Source organism: Streptomyces sp. NPDC041968 (genome assembly GCF_055589025.1).
Map to the genome: position 1 here is coordinate 118,107 of NZ_JBVJCB010000007.1, position 23,779 is coordinate 141,885.

The 23,779-nt window shown below is 73.0% G+C and carries 19 protein-coding genes; 11 read left to right on the forward strand and 8 right to left on the reverse strand.

Annotation, left to right across the window (positions count from 1 at the left end):
- Nucleotides 1-8: 8 nt before the first annotated feature.
- A complete protein-coding gene (locus ACZ6EG_RS18545) occupies nt 9-1,223 on the forward strand; it encodes an acetyl-CoA C-acetyltransferase (RefSeq protein ID WP_391972396.1) in 1,215 nt (404 codons plus the stop codon).
- Between the two features lie 47 nt (nt 1,224-1,270).
- A complete protein-coding gene (locus ACZ6EG_RS18550; RefSeq protein ID WP_469605744.1) occupies nt 1,271-3,457 on the forward strand; it encodes a 3-hydroxyacyl-CoA dehydrogenase NAD-binding domain-containing protein in 2,187 nt (728 codons plus the stop codon).
- 9 nt (nt 3,458-3,466) lie between these two features.
- Here the strand turns inward: ACZ6EG_RS18550 and ACZ6EG_RS18555 are convergent, their stop codons facing one another.
- The gene (locus ACZ6EG_RS18555; RefSeq protein ID WP_469605747.1) at nt 3,467-4,294 is read right to left on the reverse strand and encodes a MerR family transcriptional regulator; all 828 of its coding nucleotides are present in this window, start codon (nt 4,292-4,294) and stop codon (nt 3,467-3,469) included.
- Nucleotides 4,295-4,526: 232 nt separating this feature from the next.
- On the opposite strand from ACZ6EG_RS18555, the gene ACZ6EG_RS18560 reads away from it, so the two are divergent.
- From ACZ6EG_RS18560 to ACZ6EG_RS18575, 4 genes are all read left to right on the forward strand, one after another.
- Nucleotides 4,527-5,996: an amino acid permease gene (locus tag ACZ6EG_RS18560; RefSeq protein ID WP_391972393.1), complete on the forward strand. Its 1,470-nt coding sequence runs from the start codon at nt 4,527-4,529 to the stop codon at nt 5,994-5,996.
- A 105-nt stretch (nt 5,997-6,101) separates the two neighbouring features.
- The gene (locus ACZ6EG_RS18565) at nt 6,102-8,060 is read left to right on the forward strand and encodes a Xaa-Pro dipeptidyl-peptidase (RefSeq protein WP_391972392.1); all 1,959 of its coding nucleotides are present in this window, start codon (nt 6,102-6,104) and stop codon (nt 8,058-8,060) included.
- Nucleotides 8,057-9,340: a M14 family metallopeptidase gene (locus ACZ6EG_RS18570; RefSeq protein ID WP_469605752.1), complete on the forward strand. Its 1,284-nt coding sequence runs from the start codon at nt 8,057-8,059 to the stop codon at nt 9,338-9,340. Before ACZ6EG_RS18565 ends, ACZ6EG_RS18570 begins: the two co-directional genes overlap by 4 nt.
- A gap of 80 nt (nt 9,341-9,420) precedes the next feature.
- Entirely contained in the window at nt 9,421-11,151 is a 1,731-nt protein-coding gene (locus tag ACZ6EG_RS18575; RefSeq protein WP_391972390.1) for a BCCT family transporter, read from the forward strand.
- Between the two features lie 92 nt (nt 11,152-11,243).
- On the opposite strand, the gene ACZ6EG_RS18580 is transcribed toward ACZ6EG_RS18575, so the two are convergent.
- The gene (locus ACZ6EG_RS18580) at nt 11,244-12,197 is read right to left on the reverse strand and encodes an FAD-dependent oxidoreductase (RefSeq protein ID WP_391972389.1); all 954 of its coding nucleotides are present in this window, start codon (nt 12,195-12,197) and stop codon (nt 11,244-11,246) included.
- A gap of 66 nt (nt 12,198-12,263) precedes the next feature.
- On the opposite strand from ACZ6EG_RS18580, the gene ACZ6EG_RS18585 reads away from it, so the two are divergent.
- Both ACZ6EG_RS18585 and ACZ6EG_RS18590 read left to right on the forward strand, forming a co-directional pair.
- On the forward strand, nt 12,264-13,295 hold the full coding sequence (locus ACZ6EG_RS18585; RefSeq protein ID WP_469605755.1) for an oxidoreductase: 1,032 nt from the start codon (nt 12,264-12,266) through the stop codon (nt 13,293-13,295).
- A 35-nt stretch (nt 13,296-13,330) separates the two neighbouring features.
- Entirely contained in the window at nt 13,331-14,974 is a 1,644-nt protein-coding gene (locus ACZ6EG_RS18590; RefSeq protein ID WP_469605758.1) for an ABC-F family ATP-binding cassette domain-containing protein, read from the forward strand.
- A 31-nt stretch (nt 14,975-15,005) separates the two neighbouring features.
- On the opposite strand, the gene ACZ6EG_RS18595 is transcribed toward ACZ6EG_RS18590, so the two are convergent.
- The 3 genes from ACZ6EG_RS18595 to ACZ6EG_RS18605 form a co-directional block, all read right to left on the reverse strand.
- Nucleotides 15,006-17,366, reverse strand: coding sequence for a Tex family protein (locus ACZ6EG_RS18595; protein WP_469605760.1), 2,361 nt, complete (start codon nt 17,364-17,366; stop codon nt 15,006-15,008).
- 115 nt (nt 17,367-17,481) lie between these two features.
- Complete coding sequence (locus ACZ6EG_RS18600; RefSeq protein WP_252100479.1) at nt 17,482-17,613, reverse strand: LPFR motif small protein; 132 nt, start codon at nt 17,611-17,613, stop codon at nt 17,482-17,484.
- Nucleotides 17,614-17,708: 95 nt separating this feature from the next.
- Nucleotides 17,709-18,578: an SCO6745 family protein gene (locus ACZ6EG_RS18605; protein ID WP_391972385.1), complete on the reverse strand. Its 870-nt coding sequence runs from the start codon at nt 18,576-18,578 to the stop codon at nt 17,709-17,711.
- Between the two features lie 136 nt (nt 18,579-18,714).
- On the opposite strand from ACZ6EG_RS18605, the gene ACZ6EG_RS18610 reads away from it, so the two are divergent.
- Both ACZ6EG_RS18610 and ACZ6EG_RS18615 read left to right on the forward strand, forming a co-directional pair.
- Nucleotides 18,715-19,743 (forward strand): GlxA family transcriptional regulator, encoded by a 1,029-nt coding sequence (locus tag ACZ6EG_RS18610; protein WP_391972384.1) that lies wholly within the window; start codon nt 18,715-18,717, stop codon nt 19,741-19,743.
- 117 nt (nt 19,744-19,860) lie between these two features.
- On the forward strand, nt 19,861-20,496 hold the full coding sequence (locus ACZ6EG_RS18615) for a DJ-1/PfpI family protein (RefSeq protein WP_469605764.1): 636 nt from the start codon (nt 19,861-19,863) through the stop codon (nt 20,494-20,496).
- Here the strand turns inward: ACZ6EG_RS18615 and ACZ6EG_RS18620 are convergent.
- Nucleotides 20,483-21,250, reverse strand: a complete 768-nt coding sequence (locus ACZ6EG_RS18620; protein ID WP_469605766.1) for an enoyl-CoA hydratase/isomerase family protein — start codon at nt 21,248-21,250, stop codon at nt 20,483-20,485. The two genes, ACZ6EG_RS18615 and ACZ6EG_RS18620, sit on opposite strands and share 14 nt — an antisense overlap.
- Before the next feature lie 203 nt (nt 21,251-21,453).
- On the opposite strand from ACZ6EG_RS18620, the gene ACZ6EG_RS18625 reads away from it, so the two are divergent.
- The gene (locus ACZ6EG_RS18625) at nt 21,454-21,906 is read left to right on the forward strand and encodes an ATP-binding protein (RefSeq protein WP_391972478.1); all 453 of its coding nucleotides are present in this window, start codon (nt 21,454-21,456) and stop codon (nt 21,904-21,906) included.
- An 18-nt stretch (nt 21,907-21,924) separates the two neighbouring features.
- Here the strand turns inward: ACZ6EG_RS18625 and idi are convergent, their stop codons facing one another.
- Complete coding sequence (idi, locus tag ACZ6EG_RS18630) at nt 21,925-22,518, reverse strand: isopentenyl-diphosphate Delta-isomerase (RefSeq protein ID WP_391972381.1); 594 nt, start codon at nt 22,516-22,518, stop codon at nt 21,925-21,927.
- A gap of 296 nt (nt 22,519-22,814) precedes the next feature.
- On the reverse strand, nt 22,815-23,753 hold the full coding sequence (locus tag ACZ6EG_RS18635) for a cation diffusion facilitator family transporter (RefSeq protein WP_391972380.1): 939 nt from the start codon (nt 23,751-23,753) through the stop codon (nt 22,815-22,817).
- Nucleotides 23,754-23,779 lie beyond the last annotated feature (26 nt).

Below are 23,779 nucleotides of genomic sequence, written 5' to 3' on the forward strand. Positions count from 1 at the left end.
GCCTGCCAGTGACCACCGAAGCGTACGTGTACGACGCGATCCGCACCCCGCGCGGACGCGGCAAGGCGAACGGCGCCCTGCACGGCACGAAGCCCGTCGACCTGGTCGTCGGCCTCATCCACGAGATCCGCGCCCGCTTCCCCGACCTGGACCCGGCCGCCGTGGACGACATCGTGCTCGGCGTCGTCGGCCCCGTCGGCGACCAGGGCTCCGACATCGCCCGGATCGCCGCCATCGCCGCCGGACTGCCCGACACCGTGGCCGGCGTGCAGGAGAACCGCTTCTGCGCCTCGGGCCTGGAGGCCGTCAACCTGGCCGCCGCCAAGGTCCGCTCCGGCTGGGAGGACCTGGTCCTCGCCGGCGGTGTCGAGTCGATGTCCCGGGTGCCGATGGCCTCGGACGGCGGCGCCTGGTTCAACGACCCGATGACCAACCTCGCCACCAACTTCGTGCCGCAGGGCATCGGCGCCGACCTCATCGCCACCATCGAGGGCTTCTCCCGCCGCGACGTCGACGAGTACGCGGCCCTCTCCCAGGAGCGCGCGGCCACGGCGTGGAAGGAGAACCGCTTCGAGCGCTCCGTGGTCCCCGTCCGGGACCGCGCCGGCCTCACCGTCCTCGACCACGACGAGCACCTGCGCCCCGGCACCACCGCCGACTCCCTCGCGGGCCTCAAGCCGTCCTTCGCCGACATCGGCGAACTCGGCGGCTTCGACGCCGTGGCGCTCCAGAAGTACCACTGGGTCGAGAAGATCGACCACGTCCACCACGCGGGCAACTCCTCCGGCATCGTGGACGGCGCCTCCCTGGTCGCCATCGGCTCCAAGGAGGTCGGCGACCGGTACGGCCTCACCCCGCGGGCCCGGATCGTCTCCGCCGCCGTCTCCGGCTCCGAGCCCACCATCATGCTCACCGGCCCCGCCCCCGCCACCCGCAAGGCGCTCGCCAAGGCCGGGCTGACCATCGACGACATCGACCTCGTCGAGATCAACGAGGCCTTCGCGGCCGTCGTCCTCCGCTTCGTGAAGGACATGGGCCTCTCCCTGGACAAGGTCAACGTCAACGGCGGGGCCATCGCGCTCGGCCACCCCCTCGGCGCCACCGGCGCGATGATCCTCGGAACCCTCGTCGACGAACTGGAGCGCCAGGACAAGCGCTACGGCCTCGCCACCCTCTGCGTGGGCGGCGGCATGGGCATCGCCACCATCGTCGAGCGCATCTGACTCCCTGCGGAACCGCGGCCACAAAGACCTCACTGGAGACCCCTGTCATGACGACCGAGAGCACCACCATCCGCTGGGAACAGGACGACACCGGAGTCGTCACCCTCGTCCTCGACGACCCCGCCCAGTCCGCGAACACCATGAACCAGGCGTTCCGCGAGTCCCTCGCGGTGGTCACCGACCGCCTCGAGGCCGAGAAGGACGCGATCCGCGGCGTCATCGTCACCTCCGCCAAGAAGACCTTCTTCGCCGGCGGCGACCTGCGCGACCTGATCCGCGTCACCCCGGAGACCGCCCAGGACCTCTTCGACGGCGGCATGGCGATCAAGCGGAACCTGCGCCGCATCGAGACCCTCGGCAAGCCCGTCGTCGCCGCGATGAACGGCGCGGCGCTCGGCGGCGGCTACGAGATCGCCCTCGCCTGCCACCACCGCGTCGCCCTCGACGCGCCCGGCTCCAAGATCGGCTGCCCCGAGGTCACCCTCGGCCTGCTCCCCGGGGGCGGCGGTGTCGTCCGCACCGTCCGCATGCTCGGCATCACCGACGCGCTGCTGAAGGTCCTCCTCCAGGGCACCCAGTACAACCCGCGCCGCGCCCTGGAGAACGGCCTGGTCGACGAGGTCGCCGACAGCCGCGAGGACCTGATCGCCCAGGCCCGCGCCTTCATCGACGCCCACCCGGAGTCCGCCCAGCCGTGGGACAGGCCGGGCTACCGCATCCCCGGCGGCACCCCGTCCCACCCGAAGTTCGCGGCCAACCTCCCCGCCTTCCCCGCCAACCTGCGCAAGCAGACCGCCGGCGCCCCCTACCCGGCGCCGCGCAACATCATGGCCGCCGCGGTCGAGGGCTCCCAGGTCGACTTCGAGACCGCGCAGGTCATCGAGGCCCGCTACTTCGTCGAGCTGGCCGCCGGCCAGACCGCGAAGAACATGATCCAGGCGTTCTTCTTCGACCTCCAGGCGGTCAACTCCGGCGCCAACCGCCCCCGGGGCGTGGAGCCGCGCAAGGTCACCAGGGTGGCCGTCCTGGGCGCCGGCATGATGGGCGCCGGCATCGCCTACTCGTGCGCCCGCGCGGGCATCGACGTCGTCCTCAAGGACGTCTCCCTGGAGTCGGCCCTCAAGGGCAAGGGCTACTCCGAGAAGCTGTGCGCCAAGGCCGTCGCCAAGGGCCGGACCACGCGGGAGAAGGCCGACGCCCTGCTCGCCCGCATCACGCCGACCGCCGAGGCCGCCGACCTCGCGGGCTGCGACGCGGTCATCGAGGCGGTCTTCGAGGACACCTCGCTCAAGCACAAGGTGTTCCAGGAGATCCAGGACGTCGTCGGCGCCGACGCGCTGCTCTGCTCCAACACCTCCACGCTCCCCATCACCGCGCTGGCCGAGGGGGTCGAGCGGCAGGCCGACTTCATCGGACTGCACTTCTTCTCGCCGGTCGACAAGATGCCGCTCGTCGAGATCATCAAGGGCGAGCGCACGGGCGACGAGGCGCTGGCCCGCGCCTTCGACCTGGTCCGGCAGATCGGCAAGACCCCGATCGTCGTCAACGACTCGCGCGGCTTCTTCACCTCCCGGGTCATCGGCCACTTCATCAACGAGGGTGTGGCGATGGTCGGCGAGGGCGTCGAGCCCGCCTCCGTCGAGCAGGCGGCGGCCCAGGCGGGCTACCCGGCCAAGGTGCTCTCCCTGATGGACGAGCTGACGCTCACCCTCCCGCGCAAGATCCGCCAGGAGACGAAGCGGGCCGTGGAGGAGGCGGGCGGCACCTGGACCGCGCACCCCGCCGAGGCCGTCATCGACCGCATGGTGGACGAGTTCGAGCGCCCCGGCCGCAGCGGCGGCGCCGGGTTCTACGAGTACGGCGAGGACGGCAGGCGGGCGGGCCTGTGGCCGGGCCTGCGCGAGCACTTCACGAAGCCGGGCCACGAGATCCCCTTCGCGGACATGCAGGAGCGCATGCTCTTCTCGGAGGCGCTCGACACGGTGCGGCTGCTGGAGGAGGGCGTGCTGACCTCCGTCGCCGACGCCAACATCGGCTCGATCCTCGGCATCGGCTTCCCCGGCTGGACCGGCGGCGTCCTCCAGTACATCAACGGCTACGACGACGGCGCCGGACTGCCCGCCTTCGTCGCCCGCGCGCGCGAGCTGGCCGACCGCTACGGCGAGCGCTTCACGCCGCCCGCGCTGCTGGTGGAGAAGGCGGACAAGGGGGAGGTCTTCACCGACGGCCGCTGAGCCGCCGGATCACCCGGCGGCGCCCGGGCCGGTGTCCGTGCCGGCGCCGGTGCCGCCGGGGGTGCCGACACCTCCGGAGGCGTCGCCGCCGGCTTTCGCGCCGGCGTCCGCATCGGCGCCCCCGTCCCCGTCGCCGTCCCCGTCCTTGTCGAGCCACTCCCGCAGCTCCTCGCGGAGCGACCGCTGGAACGTGGTCAGCAGCGCCTGCACCACCAGCGGGTGCATGTGGGCGGAGAGCGACCGCACGTCCCGCGCGTCGCGTTCGGCGACCGCGTCGCGCAGCAGCCGCGACAGGTCCCGCGCGGCGGCGCGGGAGTGTTCGAGCAGGGCGGTGCGGGCGGCGAGGACCGTCTCGGGGGAGAGGGGCACGTCGAGCAGCTCGACGCCGAGCCGCAGCAGCCCGGCGTCGACGCGGTAGCCGTCGCCGTCGGGCGCGGCGACGTCCATCGCCACGAGCCGGCCCACCTCCTCGTCGGTCACCGGCCGGCCCGCCCGCCGGCCCAGCTCCTCCCGCGTGACCGTCTCCACCGCCTCCGGCGCCCAGGAGGCCACCACGGCCCGGTGCAGCGCGAGGTCGTGCGGGCTCAGGTCCGGCGGCAGCTGCCCCAGGTACCGCTCGATCGCGGCCAGCGTCATGCCCTGGTGCTGCAACTCCTCGATCAGCGCCAGCCGGGCCAGGTGCTCCCCGCCGTAGCGTCCCACCCGGCGCGGGCCGATCGCGGGTGGCGGCAGCAGCCCCCGGGTGCCGTAGAAGCGGACCGTGCGCACCGTGACGCCGGCCCGTGCCGCCAGCTCGTCGATCGTGAGGGCGGGCTCCCCGGTGTCGGTCGTCGTCATGTGCAGCAGTATCGCTGTCTCACCAACGCTGTGACACCTCTTGTGCACCAGGTGGAGACCGCCGACCGATCTTGTGAGAAGTCACGCTGTGTGACATGAGCCACCGCATGACGACGCAGCGTCGTGGGAAGGTGCTGCCTTGGTCTGTGCCGCGAAGGGTGGTGCGGGCCTCGTCACTGTACGGACGACCTGGGCGTATCCCGCCCGGGCGCACCAGAGAGTGGAACCACCCGTGAGCAAGGACGCCGTCGACACGGCACAGGTCGCCGCCCACCCCCAGGCGACCGGGACCATCCCCGCGGACGCGGGCGACGCCGGTTACAGCAAGGGCCTCAAGGCCCGCCACGTCAACATGATCGCCATCGGTGGCGCGATCGGCACCGGGCTCTTCCTCGGCGCCGGCGGGCGCCTGCGCGACGCGGGCCCGGCCCTCGCGATCGCCTACCTCGTCTGCGGCGTCTTCGCCTTCTTCGTCGTCAGGGCGCTCGGGGAACTGGTCCTCTACCGGCCCTCCTCCGGGTCCTTCGTGTCGTACGCGCGCGAGTTCCTCGGCGAGAAGGGCGCCTACGTCGCCGGCTGGATGTACTTCCTCAACTGGTCGACGACCGGCATCGCCGACATCACGGCGATCGCCCTGTACACGCACTACTGGAGTATGTTCACGAGCATCCCGCAATGGGTGCTCGCGCTGATCGCCCTCGCGGTCGTGCTGGCCGTCAACCTCATCTCGGTGAAGATCTTCGGCGAGATGGAGTTCTGGTTCGCGATCGTCAAGGTCGCCACCCTCGTCGGCTTCATGCTGATCGGCATCTTCCTGCTGGCCACCCAGCACGAGGTGGGAGGCCACACCCCGGGCGTCAGCATGATCACCGACCACGGCGGCATCCTCCCGCACGGCGTGATGCCCGTCGTCCTGGTGATGCAGGGCGTGATCTTCGCGTACGCGGCCCTGGAGCTGGTCGGCGTCGCCGCCGGCGAGACCGCCGAGCCGGAGAAGGTCGTCCCGCGCGCGGTGAACTCGATCATGTGGCGCGTGGCCCTCTTCTACGTCGGCTCGGTCGTCCTGCTGGCCCTGCTGCTGCCGAGTTCGCTCTACTCGGGCGACCAGAGCCCGTTCGTCACCGTCCTGTCGAAGATCGGTGTCCCGGCGGCCGGCGACGTGATGAACCTCGTGGTCCTCACGGCCGCCATGTCCTCCCTGAACTCCGGCCTGTACTCCACCGGCCGCATCCTGCGCTCCATGGCGATGGCGGGCTCCGCGCCCAAGTTCACCGGCGTGATGAGCCGCACCCAGGTCCCCTACGGCGGCATCCTGCTGACCTGCGCGGTCTGCGTCCTCGGCGTCGGCCTGAACTTCCTGGTGCCGAGCAAGGCCTTCGAGATCGTGCTGAACGTCGCCTCCCTGGGCATCATCAGCACCTGGGTGATCATCATGATCTGCCACCTGGTCTTCGTGCGCCGGGCTCGCGAGGGCCTGGTCACCCGGCCGCACTTCCGGTTGCCGGGCAGCCCGGTCACGGAGATCGTCACGATCGTCTTCCTGCTCTCCGTCCTCGTCCTGATGTGGAACGACCCCGAGGTCGGCCGCAAGACGCTGTACCTGGTCCCGGTGATCGCGGTGATGCTGGTGGCGGGTTGGTTCGGCGTACGCCGCCGGGTGGCGGCCAACGCCGAACAGGAGCTGTCGGGCCTGACGAAGTAGCGGACCGAGGGCCTCGGGGCGCCCCGCACGCGGAGGCGCCCCCGGCCTCAGGAGCCACCGAACGCCCTCTTCTGCACGGGAGTTGACCGCTGTAGCGTCCCGCGCATGCCGATACGCATGCGCTTCACGATCTGGAGACCGCTCGCGACGGCGGCCACGGCCGCTCTCATGGCAACCTTCCTCACGCCCGCCGCGACCGCCCACCCCGCACCGCGACAGAGCGAACCCGTCCACTCCTACGCCGACGCCGTCCGCGAGGCCGTCTGGGTGGACACCGGCCACGACGGGGACGGTGACGGCGAGGACGACCGCGTCGCCGTCGACATCGTCCGTCCCCGCGAACCCGCCCGGCAGGGACGGAAGGTCCCCGTCATCATGGACGCCAGCCCGTACTACTCCTGCTGCGGGCGCGGCAACGAGAGCCAGAAGAAGACCTACGACGCCGACGGCGACGTCGTCGGCATGCCCCTGTACTACGACAACTACTTCGTGCCGCGCGGCTACGCCTTCGTCGGCGTCGACCTGGCCGGCACCAACCGCTCCGACGGCTGCGTCGACGTCGGCGGCCCCTCCGACGTCCGGTCCGCGAAGGCGGTCGTCGACTGGCTCAACGGCCGCGCGAAGGCGTACACCAGCCGCACCGGTGGTGAGCGCGCCAAGGCGACGTGGACCAACGGCAGGACCGGCATGATCGGCAAGAGCTGGGACGGCACGATCGCGGGCGGTGTCGCCGCCACCGGCGTCGAGGGCCTGGAGACCATCGTCCCGATCGCCGCCATCTCCTCCTGGTACGACTACTACTTCAGCCAGGGCGCCCCGCTCTACGGCTCCGGCCCCGACTGGCTGTCGGACTACGTCAACAGCCCCGACGCCCGCGAGCGGTGCGACGCCGTCCAGCAGAAACTCGTCGCCGGCGCCCCGCGCACCGGCGACTGGACGAAGCTCTGGACCGAACGCGACTACGTGAAGGCCGCCGGCAAGGTGAAGGCCAGCGTCTTCCTCGTCCACGGCATGCAGGACCTCAACGTCCGCATGCAGCACGTCGGCCCGTGGTGGGACGCCCTCGCGAAGAACGGCGTCGACCGCAAGATCTGGCTCTCCCAGACCGGCCACGTCGACCCCTTCGACTTCCGCCGCGCCGAGTGGGTCGACACCCTGCACCGCTGGTTCGACCACGAACTCCTCGGCTACGACAACGGCATCGACGACGAGCCCATGGCCGACATCGAACGCCGGCCCGGCCAGTGGGAGACCTCGGGCACCTGGCCCCCGCGCTCCACCGCCCCCACCACCCTGCGCCCCGCCGACGGCGCGCGGCCCGGCGTCGGCACCCTCGGCCTGCGCCCGGGCCGCGGCACCGAGACCTTCACCGACGACCCCGCCCTGAGCGAGACCGACTGGGCCGCGCACATCGACGAGCCCACCCCGGGCAAGGCCGGCTTCGTCACCGGCCCGCTCACCCGCGACCTGCGCCTGTCCGGCTCCTCCGAGGTCACCGTCACGGCCCGCTCCAGCACCCCCACGGCCCACCTCTCCGCCGTCCTCGTCGACCTCGGTCCCGACACCATCCGCGACTACGGCGACCGGGGCGAGGGCGTCACCACCCTCACCGACCGCACCTGCTGGGGCCCGAGCACGCCGGGCGACAGCTCCTGCTACCTGGAGACGGCGGCGAAGACCACCGACGTGGAGTACACCGTCGTCAGCCGCGGTTGGGCCGACCTCGGCAACCACGCGTCCCGGTGGCAGGGCCGCCCGCTGACCCCGGGCAAGGCCTACACCCTCACCCTGGACCTGGCGGCGACCGACCACGTCGTCCCGGCCGGTCACCGCCTCGCGCTGATCGTCGCGGGCACCGACAAGGACCTCATCGACCCGCCCGCCGACACGCCGACCCTCACGCTGGACCTCTCCCGCACGTCCGCGCGCGTACCGTTCGTCGGCGGCACCGCCGCGTTCGCCAGGGCCACCGCCCATACGGCGGCCACCGCTCCCGCACCCACGCCCCTCGACGGCGTGAGCGAGCCGCACACGACGCACCGCGTCCCGAAGGGAGCCCGATGAACCGCCTGCGCACCCTCACCGTGACCGGCGCGGCCCTCGCCGCGTCCCTCCTGGCCGCGCCGGTCCACGCCGACGACACCGCGCCCCGACCGCCCCGCACCGGCTTCGAGCAGACGCACGGCGCCCGCTGGACCACGCAGCCCGAGGAGCAGACGCTGCTCGCGGCCGCCGACCGGGCGAGCGACCGTGTGACCGTCGAGCGCGTCGGCACCACGAAGCAGGACCGCCCGCTCCAGCTGGTGACCATCGGCCGGCCCACCGCCCCGAACAAGGTGCTCCTCGTGTGCAGCCAGCACGGTGACGAGCCCTCCGGCCGCGAGGCCTGCCTGTCGACCGTCCGGGACCTGGCGTACGCGACGGACGGGCGGACCCGGCGCTTCCTGGACCGCACCACCGTGCTGGTGGTCCCCACCGCCAACCCCGACGGTCGGGCCGCCGACACCCGCGGCAACGGCGACGGCGTCGACGTCAACCGGGACCACCTCGCGCTGAGGACGGCCGAGGCCCGCGCCCTGGCCGCCGTCGTCCGCGACCGGCGCCCCGACGTCCTCTACGACCTGCACGAGTACGGCGCCACACCCCCCTACTACGACCGGGACCTGTTCGACCTCTGGCCCCGCAACCTCAACACCCACCCCCGGGTCCACGACGAGGCCCGCGGCCTGTCCGGGGGGTACGTCCGCCCCGCCGCCGAGGCGGACGGACACACGACCGGCACCTACGGCATCTGGACCGACCCCGTCACCGGCGACCCGATCCGGCAGACCGCCGGCGACGGCCAGGAACGCATCCTGCGGAACATGTCCGGCGTCAAGCACGCGGTCGGCCTGCTCATCGAGAGCCGCGTCGACCCGCTCACCGACGCCGAACGCGCGGACCCGGCCCTGAACAACCGGCGCCGGGTCGACTCCCAGCTCGCCGCCCTGGACGGCCTGTTCCGCTTCGCCGACCGGCGGCGCGGACACGTCGAGGCGGCCACCGCGACCGCCCGGTGGTCCGGCCTGACCGACACCGGCCCCGTGTACCTCGGCGGCGCGGACAACGACCCGGCCGAACCCGGGGAGGTGCTCCAGGACCCGCCCTGCGGCTACCGGCTCGGCGCCGCCCAGTACCAGGAGGTGCGGGACGAACTGGCCCTGCACGGTGTACGGGCGCACCGGACCGGGGAGGAGGGCGCCTACGTGCCTCTGCGCCAGCCCCTGCGGGCCCTGGTGCCGCTGCTCCTGGACGAGCGGGCGACGTACCGCCTGACGGTGGGTGAACCCGACACCACCTGCTGAAGAGGTGAGTTCCGTGTCGCACGTGGTAAGGGCGTAGCAGAGGACTATTTTCAGCCTCACCGACGTGAAAGGTGCCACCTGTGACGCAGGACCGACCGAGCGACAAGGAACACCACGAGAGAGGCACGCTTCCGGGTGCGGAAGCGGGCCTCCCGGGGCAGGAGCACAAGCCCCGTACCGACTGGATCGTCTTCGGCGTCACAGCGGCTCTGACCCTCGCCTTCGTCATCTGGGGCGCCGCCGGCACCGATTCGCTGGAGGACGCCTCCGGCACGATGCTGAGCGGCCTGATGCACAACGGCGGCTGGGCGTTCGTCCTGGCCGCCTCGGGGTTCGTCGTCTTCGCGCTCTGGCTCGCGGCCAGCCGCTACGGCCGCATCCACCTCGGGGCCGAGGGCGAGGAGCCCGAGTTCCGCACGGTGTCCTGGGTCGCGATGATGTTCAGCGCGGGCATGGGCATTGGTCTGATGTTCTGGGGCGTGAGCGAGCCGCTGGCGCACTTCGAGACCGCCCCGCCCGGGACCAGTCCCGCCGACACCGGCGACCGCATGGCCACGGCCATGGCGACCACCCTGTTCCACTGGACCCTCCATCCGTGGGCCATCTACGCGGTCGTCGGCCTCGGCATCGCCTACAGCACGTTCCGCAGGCGGCGCCGCCAGACCATCAGCGCCGTCTTCACCCCCCTCATCGGTGAGCGGCACGCCAACGGCGTCAGCGGCCGGATCATCGACATCCTGGCCATCATCGCGACGGTCTTCGGCTCGGCGGCCTCGCTGGGCCTCGGCGCCCTGCAGATCGGCTCCGGCGTCGAGAAGCTCGACTGGATGGACAAGGTCAGTACCGGACTGCTGGTCGGCATCATCGCGGTGCTGACCGTGGCGTTCGTGGCCTCCGCGATCTCCGGTGTGGAGAAGGGCATCCAGTGGCTGTCCAACACCAACATGGTGCTGGCCCTGCTCCTCGTGGTGTTCGTCTTCGTCGCGGGTCCGACCATCCTCATCCTGGACCTGCTGCCGACCTCGGTCTTCACCTACCTCGGCGACCTGCCCGAGATGGCCGGCCGCACCGAGATCAGCGGCGGCGAGGGCGTGGCGGACTGGCTGAGCAGCTGGACGGTCTTCTACTGGGCCTGGTGGATCTCCTGGACGCCCTTCGTCGGCATGTTCATCGCCCGCATCAGCCGCGGCCGGACCATCCGTCAGTTCATCGGCGGCGTCATCCTCGTCCCCAGCACCGTCAGCCTCATCTGGTTCGCGATCTTCGGCGGCTCGGCGATGCGGCTCCAGGAGCAGAACCGGCTCGGCGACGAGACGACCCCCGAGGGCCGGCTCTTCGCCGTGCTCCAGGAGTACCCCATCGCCACCGTGACCAGCCTGCTGGTGATGATCCTCGTCGGCATCTTCTTCGTCTCGGGCGCCGACGCGGCCTCCATCGTGATGGGCACCCTCTCGCAGAAGGGCGCGCTCGAACCCAGCCGCTGGGTGGTGGTGTTCTGGGGCGTGGTGACCGGAGCGGTCGCCGCCATCATGCTCCTGGTCGGCAGCGGTGAGGGGGACGCGCTGACCGGATTGCAGAACCTCACGATCCTCGCGGCGGCGCCCTTCGTCATCGTGATGATCTTCATGTGCGTCGCCCTCATGCGCGACCTGCGCCGCGACCCCCTCATCGTGCGCGGCGAGATGGCCTCCGAGGCCGTGGAACTGGCCGTCATCGAGGGCCACAAGCAGTACGAGGGCGACTTCGAGATCCGCATCGGTCCGGGGCCCGGCACCGACGTGGAGGGCGACCCCATCGGCAAGCACCACTGAGCAAACCCCGGTGTCCGGCCCGGCGACGGGAGCCGGTCGGCAACGGGGGAGCGGCGAGGGGCCGGCACGCGCACGCGTGCCGGCCCCTCGTGTCAGCCGGTGGCCAGATCGGCGGCCTCCCGCGCACAGCCCCAGGCCACGGTGACGCCCCCGCCGCCGTGCCCGTAGTTGTGCACCAGCAGCCTCCCGTCGGGGAGCGGCTCGCGCTCCAGCCGCACCGCGTCCCGCGCCGGGCGCAGCCCGACCAGGTGGCCGAGCACCCGCGCCCCGGCGATCTCCGGCCGCAGCGCCGCGCACCGCCGCACGATCGCCTCCGCGACCGCGGGGTCCGGCTCCGCCGACCAGGTGCCCTCCTCGGCCGTGCCGCCCAGGACCAGCCGGCCGGGCTGCGGGAAGAAGTACGCCATCTCCCCGGACACGGGATCGGTGGAGACCGTCCAGGTCCGGATGCCGGGATTCGCCACGACGACCAGCTGCCCGCGCACCGGACGCACGGACGGGTCCGGGACCAGCTCCCGGGCCCCCAGCCCCGTGCAGTTGACGACCACGGGCGCCTCGGCCTCCGCCAGATCGGTCACCGCGCGGGTCTCCACCACACCGCCGGCGGCCACCAACCGCTTCCGCAGCCACGGCAGATGAGTCGACATGTCGATGAGTGGCAGGCGCGCCCACAGCCCCGACCCGCCGTACTCCCGCGCGGTCGCCGCGCGCAGCCCCGGCAGCCGCGCGGCCGCCCAGGTGTCCGCCTCGTCCGGTCCGGTCTCGCCGAGCACCCCCTCGACCAGCCGTACGCCGGTCTCCCCGGGCCGCGCCGCCAGGTCCTCGTACACGTCCAGCGACCGCAGCGCCCACATGCGCGCCAGGGCGACCGGCTCGACGCGGTACGGCCACCAGAGCGCGCCCGCGACCGCGGAGGTGGTTTGCTCGGCGGGCTCCCGCGTCCACAACCGCACGCGCCTGCCCCGCTCGGCGAGGACGAGGGCCGTCGTCAGCCCGACCACCCCGCCGCCGACGACGACGATCTCGGCATCCCGTCCGGTGTCCACACGGGGACGTTAGCGGAACATGTCATGCCGTGCGCAGAGCGGCTCCGCCCTGGGAAGACTCACCGCATGGCTGTCGAGTACGCGACCTTCGGGCTGACACCGGCGATGCGGGCCGGGGGAGTGCTCGCCGACGGCGACTACCAGGTCCACCGCGATTTCCTGGACTTCGTCGTCGACGGACGTCCCCTGCTGTTCCGCCTCTGCGACCTGGACGCCGTCTCCCCGCTCGCCTCCGACGTCCCTCCCGCGATCTTCACCGCGCAGGTCCGCGGCCTGCTCCTGGAGACCGGCGCGCCCCTGCCCGGCGGCCGGTACGTCATCTACGGCTGCCCCGAGTGCGAGGACCTGGCCTGCGGCGCGGTGACCGCCGTGATCCTGCGCGACGGCGACGACTTCGTCTGGCGCGACTTCGCCTGGCAGACCGGCGAACACGCCGACCTGGAACGCGACGGCTACCACGGCATCGGCCCGTACCGCTTCCCCGGCGCCGAGTACCGCGCGGCCCTCGCCGCCCTGCTCGACGGCGCCGCGCGCCCCGCCCGCCGGGTCCTGCTGATCGGCGCCCGCGCAGCCCTGCCCGCCCGGCTCGCCGCCGCGCTGCGCACCATCGGCGTCGGCGCCGACATCACCGAGGACGCCGGCGCGGTGCCCGCCGAGGAGCTGCGGGCCTACGGCGCCGTCGTCTTCGCTGACGCGGTCCCGGACGAGAAGCACACGGCCGTACGCCGGGCCTTCGCCGACGCCGGGGTGGACGTGGCCGAGGTCAACGCCCTGGCCCCGATCGTTCCGCTGCTCGTCGCCCAGGTCGAACACGCCCTGGGCCGCGGCCCGTCCGGCCGGCACCGGCTGGCCCGACTGACGGCGACCGGCGCCGCGGCGGACGTCGAGGTCACCTCGCCCTGCCGGGTGCGGCTCACCGCGTACCGCCTCGACCGTCTCCACCGCACCCGCACCCACGAGGTCTTCGACGGGGTGCTCGAACCGGGCGGCCACCGCGTCCCCCTGGACGCCGGGGCGGTGAAGGGGGAGGCCTACCTGGTGGCGCGGGCGCCGGGGAGCGTCCTGGTCACGGCGGTGAGGCACCCGACGCCCGGGTGAGCGGGCCCCGGAGCGCCGGTAAAATCCACGGTCTGATGACTGCCACCCTCGTCGCCAAGAACCTCGCCGCCGGCCACGGCGACCGCTCCCTGTTCACCGGGCTCGACCTCGTCGTCGCCCCCGGCGACGTGATCGGTCTCGTCGGAGCCAACGGCGCGGGCAAGTCCACCCTCCTGCGGCTGCTGGCCGGACTGACCGCGCCGGAACAGGGCGAGCTGCGCCTCTCCCCGCCGGCCGCCACCGTCGGCCACCTCCCGCAGGAGCCCGAGCGCCGGCCCGGCGAGACGGTCCGGGCCTTCCTCGCCCGCCGCACCGGCGTCACCGAGGCCCAGCGCACCATGGACGAGGCCACCCAGGCCCTGGTCGACGGAGCCCCGGGCGCCGACGACGCCTACGCGGGCGCCCTGGAGCGGTGGCTCGGCCTGGGCGGCGCCGATCTCGACGACCGCGCCGAGGAGACCGCCGCCGCGCTGGGCCTGACGGTGGACCTGGACCAGCCGATGACGGCGCTCTCCGGCGGCCAGGCGGCCCGGGCCGGCCTCGCCTCCCTGCTGCTCTCCCGCTACGACGTCTTCCTGCTCGACGAGCCGACCAACGACCTCGACCTGGACGGCCTGGAACGCCTCGAACGCTTCGTGACCGGCCTGCGCGCCGGCACCGTCGTCGTCAGTCACGACCGCGAGTTCCTCACCCGCACCGTCACCAAGGTCCTCGAACTCGACCTCGCCCAGGGGCAGATCAATCTCTACGGCGGCGGCTACGAGGCCTACCTGGAGGAACGCGAGGTGGCCCGCCGACACGCCCGCGACGACTACGAGGAGTACGCCGACCGGCGGACGGCCCTCCAGGACCGGGCGCAGACGCAGCGCTCCTGGATGGACAAGGGCGTCAAGAACGCCCGGCGCAAGGCCGGTGACAACGACAAGATCGGCCGCAAGTTCCGCAGCGAGTCCAGCGAGAAGCAGGCCGCCAAGGCCCGCCAGACCCAGCGCATGATCGAGCGCCTGGAGGTCGTCGAGGAACCGCGCAAGGAGTGGGACCTGCGGATGGAGATCGCCTCGGCGCCCCGCTCGGGCGCGGTGGTCGCCACCCTGCGCGACGCCGAGGTCCGGCGGGGCGACTTCGTCCTCGGCCCGGTCTCCCTGCAGATCGACTGGGCGGACCGGGTGGCGGTCACCGGGGCCAACGGCGCGGGCAAGTCCACGCTCCTCGCCGCACTCCTCGGCCGCGTCCCGCTCGACGCCGGCCACGCGGCCCTCGGCTCCGGCGTCCTGCTCGGCGAGGTCGACCAGGCCCGCGCGCTGTTCCACGGCCCCGAGTCGCTGCTCGACGCCTTCCGCACGGCGACCCCGGACACCGAGCCGGCCGAGATCCGCACCCTCCTGGCCAAGTTCGGGCTCAAGGCGGACCACGTCGTGCGCCCGGCGTCGACCCTCTCACCCGGCGAACGCACGCGGGCCGCGCTGGCCCTGCTCCAGGGCACAGGAGTCAACCTCCTCGTGCTGGACGAGCCGACCAACCACCTGGACCTGCCGGCCATCGAGCAGCTGGAATCGGCCCTGGACGCCTACGAGGGCACGCTCCTGCTGATCACCCACGACCGGCGCATGCTGGACGCGGTGCGCGTGACCCGCCGTCTGGAGGTGTCCGACGGCAGGGTGACGGAGGCGTCCGCGTAACGGCGTCGCGCCCCGGCACCCTGCCGGGGGCCTACGCCAGGCCGGCCCGCCGCAGCGCGTCGGCCATCGCCCCGTCGGCGGGAGCCGGCGCCGACGCGGGCCGCCCCTTCCCGCCCGAGGGCTGCCGCTTCTGCTGCCCCCGCTGCTTGGGCGGCCGTGCGCCGCGTTCGCGCTTCTCCTCGCCCTGGGGAGCCGCTTCGTCGTCCAGCCGCAGCGTCAGCGAGATCCGCTTGCGCGGGATGTCGACGTCCATCACCTTGACCCGGACGATGTCACCGGGCTTCACCACGTCCCGCGGGTCCTTCACGAACGTCTTCGACATCGCGGACACGTGCACCAGCCCGTCCTGGTGCACGCCGACGTCCACGAACGCCCCGAACGCCGCGACGTTCGTCACGACACCCTCCAGGACCATCCCGGAGGACAGGTCGGAGAGCTTCTCCACGCCTTCCTTGAAGGTGGCCGTCCTGAAGGCGGGCCGGGGGTCGCGCCCGGGCTTCTCCAGCTCCCTGAGGATGTCGGTGACCGTCGGCAGACCGAACGCCTCGTCCACGAACTGGTCCGGCTTGAGCGACCGCAGCACGGACGTGTTGCCGATCAGGCCGGCCACCTCCTGTCCGGTGGCCTTCACCATCCGGCGCACCACCGGATACGCCTCGGGGTGCACGCTGGACGCGTCCAGCGGGTCGCTGCCGCCCCGGATCCGCAGGAAGCCCGCGCACTGCTCGTACGCCTTGGGCCCGAGCCGCGACACCTTCTTCAGCTCGGTCCGCGAGCTGAACGGCCCGTTGGTGTCCCGGTGCGCGACGATGTTCTCGGCGAGGCCCGAGGTGATGCCGGAGACCCGGGAGAGCAAGGGGGCCGAGGCGGTGTTGACGTCCACGCCCACGCCGTTCACGCAGTCCTCGACGACCGCGTCCAGCGAGCGGGACAGCTTCACCTCGGACAGGTCGTGCTGGTACTGGCCGACGCCGATGGACTTCGGGTCGATCTTCACCAGCTCGGCCAGCGGGTCCTGCAGGCGGCGGGCGATCGACACCGCGCCGCGCAGCGAGACGTCCATGTCCGGCAGTTCCTGGGAGGCGAAGGCCGAGGCCGAGTACACGGAGGCGCCCGCCTCCGAGACCATCACCTTGGTGAGCTTCAGCTCCGGGTGCTTGGCGATGAGTTCCCCGGCGAGCTTGTCGGTCTCGCGGGACGCCGTGCCGTTGCCGATGGCCACCAGCTCGACGGCGTGCTGAGCGGCGAGCCGGGCCAGCTTGGCGATCGCCTCGTCCCAGCGGTTGGCCGGGACGTGCGGGTGGATCACGTCCGTGGCCACGACCTTGCCGGTCGCGTCGACCACGGCGACCTTCACGCCGGTACGGAAGCCGGGGTCCAGGCCGAGCGTGGCGCGGGTACCGGCCGGCGCGGCCAGCAGCAGGTCCCGCAGGTTCGCGGCGAAGACGTTCACGGCCTCGTCCTCGGCGGCGGTGCGCAGCCGCAGCCGGAGGTCGATGCCCAGGTGGACGAGGATGCGGGTGCGCCAGGCCCAGCGGACGGTGTCCGCGAGCCACTTGTCCCCGGGCCGGCCGCGGTCCGCGATGCCGAAGCGGCTCGCGACGATCCTCTCGTAGGACGACGGGCCGTCGGTGGCCTCCTCGGGCTCCAGGACCAGATCGAGCACGCCCTCCTTCTCACCGCGCAGCATCGCGAGGATCCGGTGCGAGGGCAGCTCGGTGAAGGGCTCGGCGAAGTCGAAGTAGTCGGCGAACTTGGCGCCCGCCTCCTCCTTGCCCTCCTTCACCTTGGCGGCGAGCCGCCCGCGCACCCACATCCGCTCGCGCACCTCGCCGATCAGGTCGGCGTCCTCGGAGAAGCGCTCCGTGAGGATCGACCGCGCGCCGTCCAGGGCGGCCTGCGGATCGGCCACGCCCTTGTCGGCGTCGACGAACGCGGCCGCCGCGGCGAGCGGGTCGACCGACGGGTCGCCGAGCAGGCCGTCGGCGAGCGGCTCCAGCCCGGCCTCGCGCGCGATCTGCGCCTTCGTGCGCCGCTTGGGCTTGAACGGAAGGTAGATGTCCTCCAGGCGCGCCTTGGTCTCCGCCGTGCGGATGCGCGCTTCGAGTTCCTCGGTGAGCCTGCCCTGCTCGCGCACCGAGTCGAGGATCGCCGCGCGCCGGTCCTCCAGCTCCCGCAGGTAGCGCAGCCGCTCCTCGAGCGTGCGCAACTGCGCGTCGTCGAGCATCTCGGTCGCTTCCTTGCGGTAGCGGGCGATGAAGGGCACCGTCGAGCCGCCGTCGAGCAGCTCCACCGCGGCCCGCACCTGCCGCTCCCGTACGCCGAGCTCCTCGGCGATCCTGCTCTCGATGGACCTCACGTCGATGGACGCGCTGGACCCGGGTGTCGTCACGATCCCGTACCGCCTTCTCACAGAGGTTGCGCGGCAATTGTGGCAGGTGGCGCCACCGATCGGGGATCAGGGCGCCACCTGGGCCGGGTCGGGACGGTCGCTTCCGGGCCCGGGATCACACCCTGCGGCTGCGGGTGGAGGACGAGGCCCCGCCGAACAGCCGGGCCACGGCTCGGAAGGGAAGAGTCACGACGGTGGCGACGGCGCCGCCGATCTGGCGCAGGACGTCTGCGATGGCACGGAACACGAAAAGCCCCTTTCCTCTCCCGGCCCCTCCGGCCGGGACAGTACGGGTACCTCGTCAGCGGCCGGACATGCCCCCTCGCCGGGCCCGGACCGGTATCACGCCCTGCCGAGCAGGTCCCCCGGGAAGGCGCCGGCGCCGACCGCCGTACGGGCGAAGGCCGTTGCCAGCTCGGTGAGCCGGGCCACGCCGTCCGCACCGAGGTGCGCGTAGGGGGCCGCGTCCAGCCGGTCCGTCTCCCGCTCGATCTCGTCGCGCAGCGCCACACCGTCCCCGGTCGGCTCACCGGCCTCGTCGAGCAGCCCGCGCCCGCGCAGCCGGTCCGTCGCCGCGTCCCACTCCTCCCGGCTCCAGCCCCGGGTGTTGAAGATCCACTTCGGTGTCATGCCCTTGCCGGTCGCGGTGTGCGTCACCAGCGCCTCCAGACCGTCCAGGCCCGCGGCCGCCAGCGCGGCGACATGGCCGTCGCCCCGGTGTTCGCGCAGCAGGGTCGCCGCGTGCCAGTACGCCAGGTGCGGTGCCTCGGGCACCGGGAGGTCGGCGTGGGCCGCGTAGAGGGGGCGGGCGCCGCGGGCGCAGCCCTCGGCGGCGCGCAGCGCCAGACCGGCCGCCTCCGACATCTGCGGGGAGGTCAGGATCTCCTCGCCCAGCAGCCGGCGCAGGGTCGCGTCGACGGCCCGCTCCCGTGCGGCCAGGGCCTGCCCCGGCGTGACGGTCTCCCACACGGCGGGCACGTGCCGGGCGACGAGATCGTGCCGGTAGTTGTAGAAGGCCGCCGTCACGACTCCGGCGCCGACCGGACCCAGCGCGGCGGCGCGCGCCGCGAAGTTGACGGCCCGGGGGTCGGTGACCCCGAGGGCGCCCAGCTCCCGGCCCAGGTCGGGCGAGAAGTAGTGCGTCGAGTGCAGCGTGTTGAGCGCGTTGTGGCAGCGGCGGCCGGCGCGTGCGTCGAGGACGGCGGTTGTCATGCCACGCACGTTACCAACCGCTCAGTACGTCCTCCAGGCCCTGGGCGCAGTCCCTTCCGAGGACCGCACGGGCATGGCAGGAAAGGTGGGAAACGCGTCATTGCGGCCATCGCCGTGCGGACGAACAATCGAGGGCATGGCGCAGCGAACCGTCCTCCTCGTCCTGTTCGACGACGTCCAGAGTCTCGATGTCACCGGCCCCGTGGAGGTCTTCGCGGGCGCAGAGAAGCACGCGCCGGGGACCTACCGCATCCGCACCGCCTCGCTGGACGGAGCCCCGGTGCGCACGTCCAGCGGTCTGACCGTCGTACCCGACCAGGCGCTCGCCGCGGCGTCCGGTCCGGACACCCTGATCGTCCCCGGCGGCCAGGGGACCCGGGATCCCGATCCGCGCCTGATCGCGTGGCTGCGGGGACACGGGCCGCGCGCCCGGCGCCTGGTCTCCGTCTGCACCGGGGCGATCCTGCTCGCCCGGGCGGGGCTGCTCGACGGCCGCCGCGCCACCACCCACTGGGCCTACTGCGACCGGCTCGCCCGCGACCACCCGGCCGTGGACGTCGACCCCGATCCGATCTACGTCCGCGACGGCCACGTCGCCACGTCCGCCGGGGTCACCTCCGGCATCGATCTCGCCCTGGCCCTGGTGGAGGAGGACCTGGACCGGGAGACGGCCCTGACCATCGCCCGCCACCTGGTCGTGTTCCTGCGCCGGCCCGGGAACCAGGCCCAGTTCAGCGCCCAGCTCGCCGCCCAGACCGCACGCCGCGAGCCCCTGCGGGAGGTGCAGCGGTGGATCACCGAGCACCCCGGCGCCGATCTGGGCGTCGAGTCCCTCGCCGCCCGCGCGGGCCTCTCGCCCCGTCACTTCGCCCGGGCCTTCAGGGCGGAGACCGGCACGACACCCGGCCGGTACGTCGACCGGGTCAGGATCGAGCACGCGCGCCGGCTCCTGGAGGACACCGGCGCGGGCGTCGACCAGGTCTCCCGGGCCAGCGGCTACGGCACTCCGGAGGCGATGCGCCGCGCCTTCGTCAGGTCCCTCGGCACGGCCCCGGCCGAGTACCGCCGCCGCTTCCGCCCCGCCCCCACGGACCCGTCCCGCGCCGCCCCCGGCACCGGGGCCACCGGCACCCCCGCGACGCGGGACCGTTCGGCCGGCGGGTGACCCGGCCCCGCACACGGCACCGGTGACCAGGACCGGAAGCCGGAAGGCGGAAGCGCGCCCCCGCCCCGCACCACATGACACCCGGCCCGCCCGGGACCGCCCACCGGAAGGAACCCCGTGCAGACAGCCATCCTCCTCTTCGACCGCTTCACCGCCCTGGACGCCGTCGGCCCCTACGAGACCCTCGGCCGCCTCCCGGACGCGGAGACGGTCTTCGTCGCCGAACAGGCGGGCCCGGTGCGCACCGACACCGGGAACCTCGCGCTCACCGCCGACCGGACGCTGGCCGAGGTGCCGGCCCCGGACATCGTCGTCGTGCCGGGCGGTCCCGGCCAGACGGCGCAGATGGAGAACGAGACCCTGCTGGACTGGCTGCGCACCGCCGACGCCACCAGCACCTGGACCACCTCGGTCTGCACCGGCTCACTGCTGCTCGCCGCCGCCGGCCTGCTGGAGGGCCGCCGCGCCACCTCGCACTGGCTGGCCCTGGCCCACCTCGAACGGTTCGGCGCCGAACCGACCGGCGAGAGGGTGGTCACCGACGGCAAGTACGTCACCGCGGCGGGCGTCTCCTCCGGCATCGACATGGGCCTGACCCTGCTCGGCCGGATCGCCGGCGACGACCACGCCCGGGCGGTCCAGCTGCTGACCGAGTACGACCCGCAGCCGCCCTACGACGCCGGGTCGCCGCAGAAGGCGCCCGCCCACCTCGTGGAGGAGTTCCGCGGCAAGAGCAGGTTCACCCTGACGTAGTCACGCCCGTCGGCGCGGTCCAGTCGAAACGCGGCTGCCTGCGCTCCAGGAAGGCGGCGACCCCCTCGGCGGTGTCGCCGCTGCCGCGGGCCTGCGCGGTCCAGTACGCGTCCCGGTCCGTGCGCCCGTTCGCGAACTCCTTCGCCGCGGCCTGGGTCAGCTGCGAGCGCGACACCAGCAGCCGGGCGAACCGGTCGACCCGCTCGCCGAGTCCGCCCTCCGGCAGCACCTCGTCGACCAGCCCCGTGCGCAGCGCCCGCTGCGCGTCGATCAACTCCCCGGAGAACAGCAGGTACTTCGTGGTGGCCGGTCCGGTCAGCGACACCAGCCGCCGCGTCGACGACGCCGGGTACACCACCCCCAGTTTGGCCGGGGTCACCCCGAACAGCGCGGTCTCCTCGGCGAACCGCAGATCGCAGGCGGCCGCCAACTGCGCCCCACCGCCCACGCAGTGACCGCGGACGGCGGCCAGCGTCGGCTTGGGGAAGGACGCGAGGGCCTCCTCGGCGCGGACGGCCAGTCCCTGCGCCTCCTCCGCGGACTCCCGCAGCGTCGAGATGTCGGCCCCGGCGCAGAACGTCGCGCCCTCGCCGGTGAGTACGAGCGCCCGCACCGCCGGATCGCCCGCCAGGGCGTCGAGCAGCGGAGGCAGCGCCCGCCACATCGCGGCGGTCATGGCGTTGCGCTTGGCGGGATGGTGGACGACTACGGTGGCGACCGAGTCGGTGACCCGGTGCAGCAGCTGCGGCTCCATGGCCCGGATGCTATCCGCCGACCGGGGGACCGCACGGACGTTGCGGGTGGGACAGGAACGGTCCCACACCTGACCGTGTCATACGCCGATGGTCAGAAGCGCTCGATACCCGCTGACTTGTGTTCACTTTCCCGGAAGGAAGGGACGCGTTACCAACACTCAGGGGTGTGGTGACAATCGAGCCCAGGGGTGGCGACCGGACGATGGACGAGACCGGGCCCGCCGGGCCGCTGCCGTACGAAGGCGTCTGGCGGTTCACCGCCCCCACCGTGGACGAGTCGGTCCCGCAGGCGCGGCACGCCGTGCGGGACCTGCTGGTGCGCCAGGGCGTCCCGGTCTCGGACGACGTGACCCAGGGCCTGCTCCTGATCGTGTCCGAGCTGGTCACCAACGCCGTCCGGCACGCGGCGGTGCTCTCGCCCGTGCTCGCCGTGGAGGTCGCGGTGGGGCCCGAGTGGGTCCGGGTGTCCGTGGAGGACGACCATCCCTACCGCCCGACCGCCCTGGAGGCCGATCACGGCCGGACGGGCGGGCGCGGGCTGCTCCTGGTCCGGGAGATCACCCGCGAGGCGGGCGGGGCGTGCGACGTCGCCCACACCGCGGGCGGCGGCAAGGTGATCTGGGCCGCCCTGCCGCTCGAACCCGCTCCGCGCTAGACAGGCCCCGGACCGGGCTCACCAGCCGGCCGACGGTCCCGTCAGCTCGCGGACGGCGGGCCGGGCCGCGTCCAGCACCGTCATGAACCACGCGGAGAAGGCGTCCTTCCCGTGCCGCTCGATCAGCTCGGCCGGAGACACCAGGGCCGTCTCGGCCACCTCCTCCGGGTCGGGCCGCGGCGGCGCCTGCACCAGACCCACGAAGAGGTGGTTGTACTCCTGCTCCACCAGCCCCGAGGCCGGGTCCGGGTGGTTGTAGCGCACCGTGCCGGCCTCGGCCAGCAGCGACGGGGAGACCCCCAGCTCCTCGTACGTCCGCCGGGCCGCCGCCGCGAAGGGCGCCTCACCGGGATAGGGATGACCGCAGCAGGTGTTGGACCACACACCGGGGGAGTGGTACTTGCCGAGCGCCCGCTGCTGGAGCAGCAGCCGCCCCCGCTCGTCGAACAGGAACACGGAGAACGCGCGGTGCAGCCGTCCGGGCGGCTGGTGCGCGGAGAGCTTCTCCGCGGTGCCGATCGTCACGCCGTCCTCGTCGACCAGTTCCAGCAAAATCGCGTCTGCGGTGCCGTTCGACGCGTTGTGCGTCGCGGTGGCAGGAGTGATCGGCATACCCATCCTTCACATCGGTCCTCGCGCCCCAAGTGTGCCGTACGAATCCGGCACTCTCGGCACTTCCCGGCACTCCGCATGTCCCGCTGCGGCGCGGGCCGCGGCCGTGACCGGTCGGACGCCGAGAGGGGGCCCGAAGGTTGATCGTTCCCGACCGCCGGGGCCGGGAACCGCGCGGGGGCGTCACCGGCCCGAGTGCCCGGGAGACAGGAAGCGGTCGACCGGCGGACGGCTGCGCCGCCCGGCGCGTTCCCTCACGCGCGCGCCCCCTTCGGCAGCCTGCCGGGGGGCGCGGCTCAGTGACACAACCGTGCCTCGTGCTGCGCGTGGCCGCCGGGCTCCAGCTGGAAGGTGCAGTGCTCCACGTCGAAGTGGTCGCCGAGGCAGCCCTGCAACTCGTGGAGCATCTTCTCGTGGCCGATCGCGCTCAGTGCCTCGCCGTTCACCACCACGTGTGCCGAGAGCACCGGCAGGCCCGAGGTGATCGTCCAGGCATGCAGGTCGTGGACGTCCTCCACCCCGTCCAGCGCCAGTATGTGGGCGCGCACCTCGGCGATGTCCACGCCCTTGGGTGCGGCCTCCAGCAGCACGTCCAGGGTCTCGCGGAGCAGGCGCCAGGTCCGCGGCACGATCATCACGCCGATGACCAGCGAGGCGATCGGGTCCGCCGCCTGCCAGCCGGTGGCCAGGATCACCAGCGCCGAGACGATCACGGTCACCGAGCCCAGCGCGTCGGCCGCCACCTCCAGGAAGGCGCCCCGCACGTTCAGGCTCTCCTTCTGGCCCCGCATCAGCAGGGTCAGCGAGACCGTGTTGGCGACCAGGCCGATCACGCCGAACACGACGGTCAGCCCGCCCTCGGTGTCGGCGGGTGTGATGAAGCGCTCGATCGCCTCGAACAGCACGTAGCCGCCGACGCCGAGCAGCAGCACGCAGTTGGCCAGGGCCGCGAGGATCTCCGCCCGGGCGAAGCCGAACGTGCGCCGGTCGCTCGGCGGCCGGCTCGCGAAGTGGACGGCGAGCAGCGCCATGCCGAGCCCCAGGGCGTCGGTCGCCATGTGCGCGGCGTCGGCGACCAGGGCGAGGGAGTCCGCGAGCATGCCGCCGACGATCTGGACCACCATGACGAAGAGCGTGATCGCCAGCGCCACCCGGAGCCTGCCCCGGTACGCGGCGGTCGCCGTGCCCCCGGCGCGCGCCCCGTGCGCATGCCCGTGATCGTGCCCAGCCCCCATGAGAAGCCGCCTCCCGTGTCCTCGCC

Coding starts and splice junctions, on each gene's coding strand:
- ACZ6EG_RS18605 (WP_391972385.1), bottom strand. CDS start 18,578: ATGACAACCGCCGTCCTCGACGCACGCGCCGGCCGCCGCTGCCACAAC.
- ACZ6EG_RS18590 (WP_469605758.1), top strand. CDS start 13,331: ATGACTGCCACCCTCGTCGCCAAGAACCTCGCCGCCGGCCACGGCGAC.
- ACZ6EG_RS18565 (WP_391972392.1), top strand. CDS start 6,102: ATGCCGATACGCATGCGCTTCACGATCTGGAGACCGCTCGCGACGGCG.
- ACZ6EG_RS18550 (WP_469605744.1), top strand. CDS start 1,271: ATGACGACCGAGAGCACCACCATCCGCTGGGAACAGGACGACACCGGA.
- ACZ6EG_RS18585 (WP_469605755.1), top strand. CDS start 12,264: ATGGCTGTCGAGTACGCGACCTTCGGGCTGACACCGGCGATGCGGGCC.
- ACZ6EG_RS18625 (WP_391972478.1), top strand. CDS start 21,454: ATGGACGAGACCGGGCCCGCCGGGCCGCTGCCGTACGAAGGCGTCTGG.
- ACZ6EG_RS18570 (WP_469605752.1), top strand. CDS start 8,057: ATGAACCGCCTGCGCACCCTCACCGTGACCGGCGCGGCCCTCGCCGCG.
- ACZ6EG_RS18610 (WP_391972384.1), top strand. CDS start 18,715: ATGGCGCAGCGAACCGTCCTCCTCGTCCTGTTCGACGACGTCCAGAGT.
- ACZ6EG_RS18555 (WP_469605747.1), bottom strand. CDS start 4,294: ATGACGACGACCGACACCGGGGAGCCCGCCCTCACGATCGACGAGCTG.
- idi (WP_391972381.1), bottom strand. CDS start 22,518: ATGCCGATCACTCCTGCCACCGCGACGCACAACGCGTCGAACGGCACC.
- ACZ6EG_RS18620 (WP_469605766.1), bottom strand. CDS start 21,250: ATGGAGCCGCAGCTGCTGCACCGGGTCACCGACTCGGTCGCCACCGTA.
- ACZ6EG_RS18635 (WP_391972380.1), bottom strand. CDS start 23,753: ATGGGGGCTGGGCACGATCACGGGCATGCGCACGGGGCGCGCGCCGGG.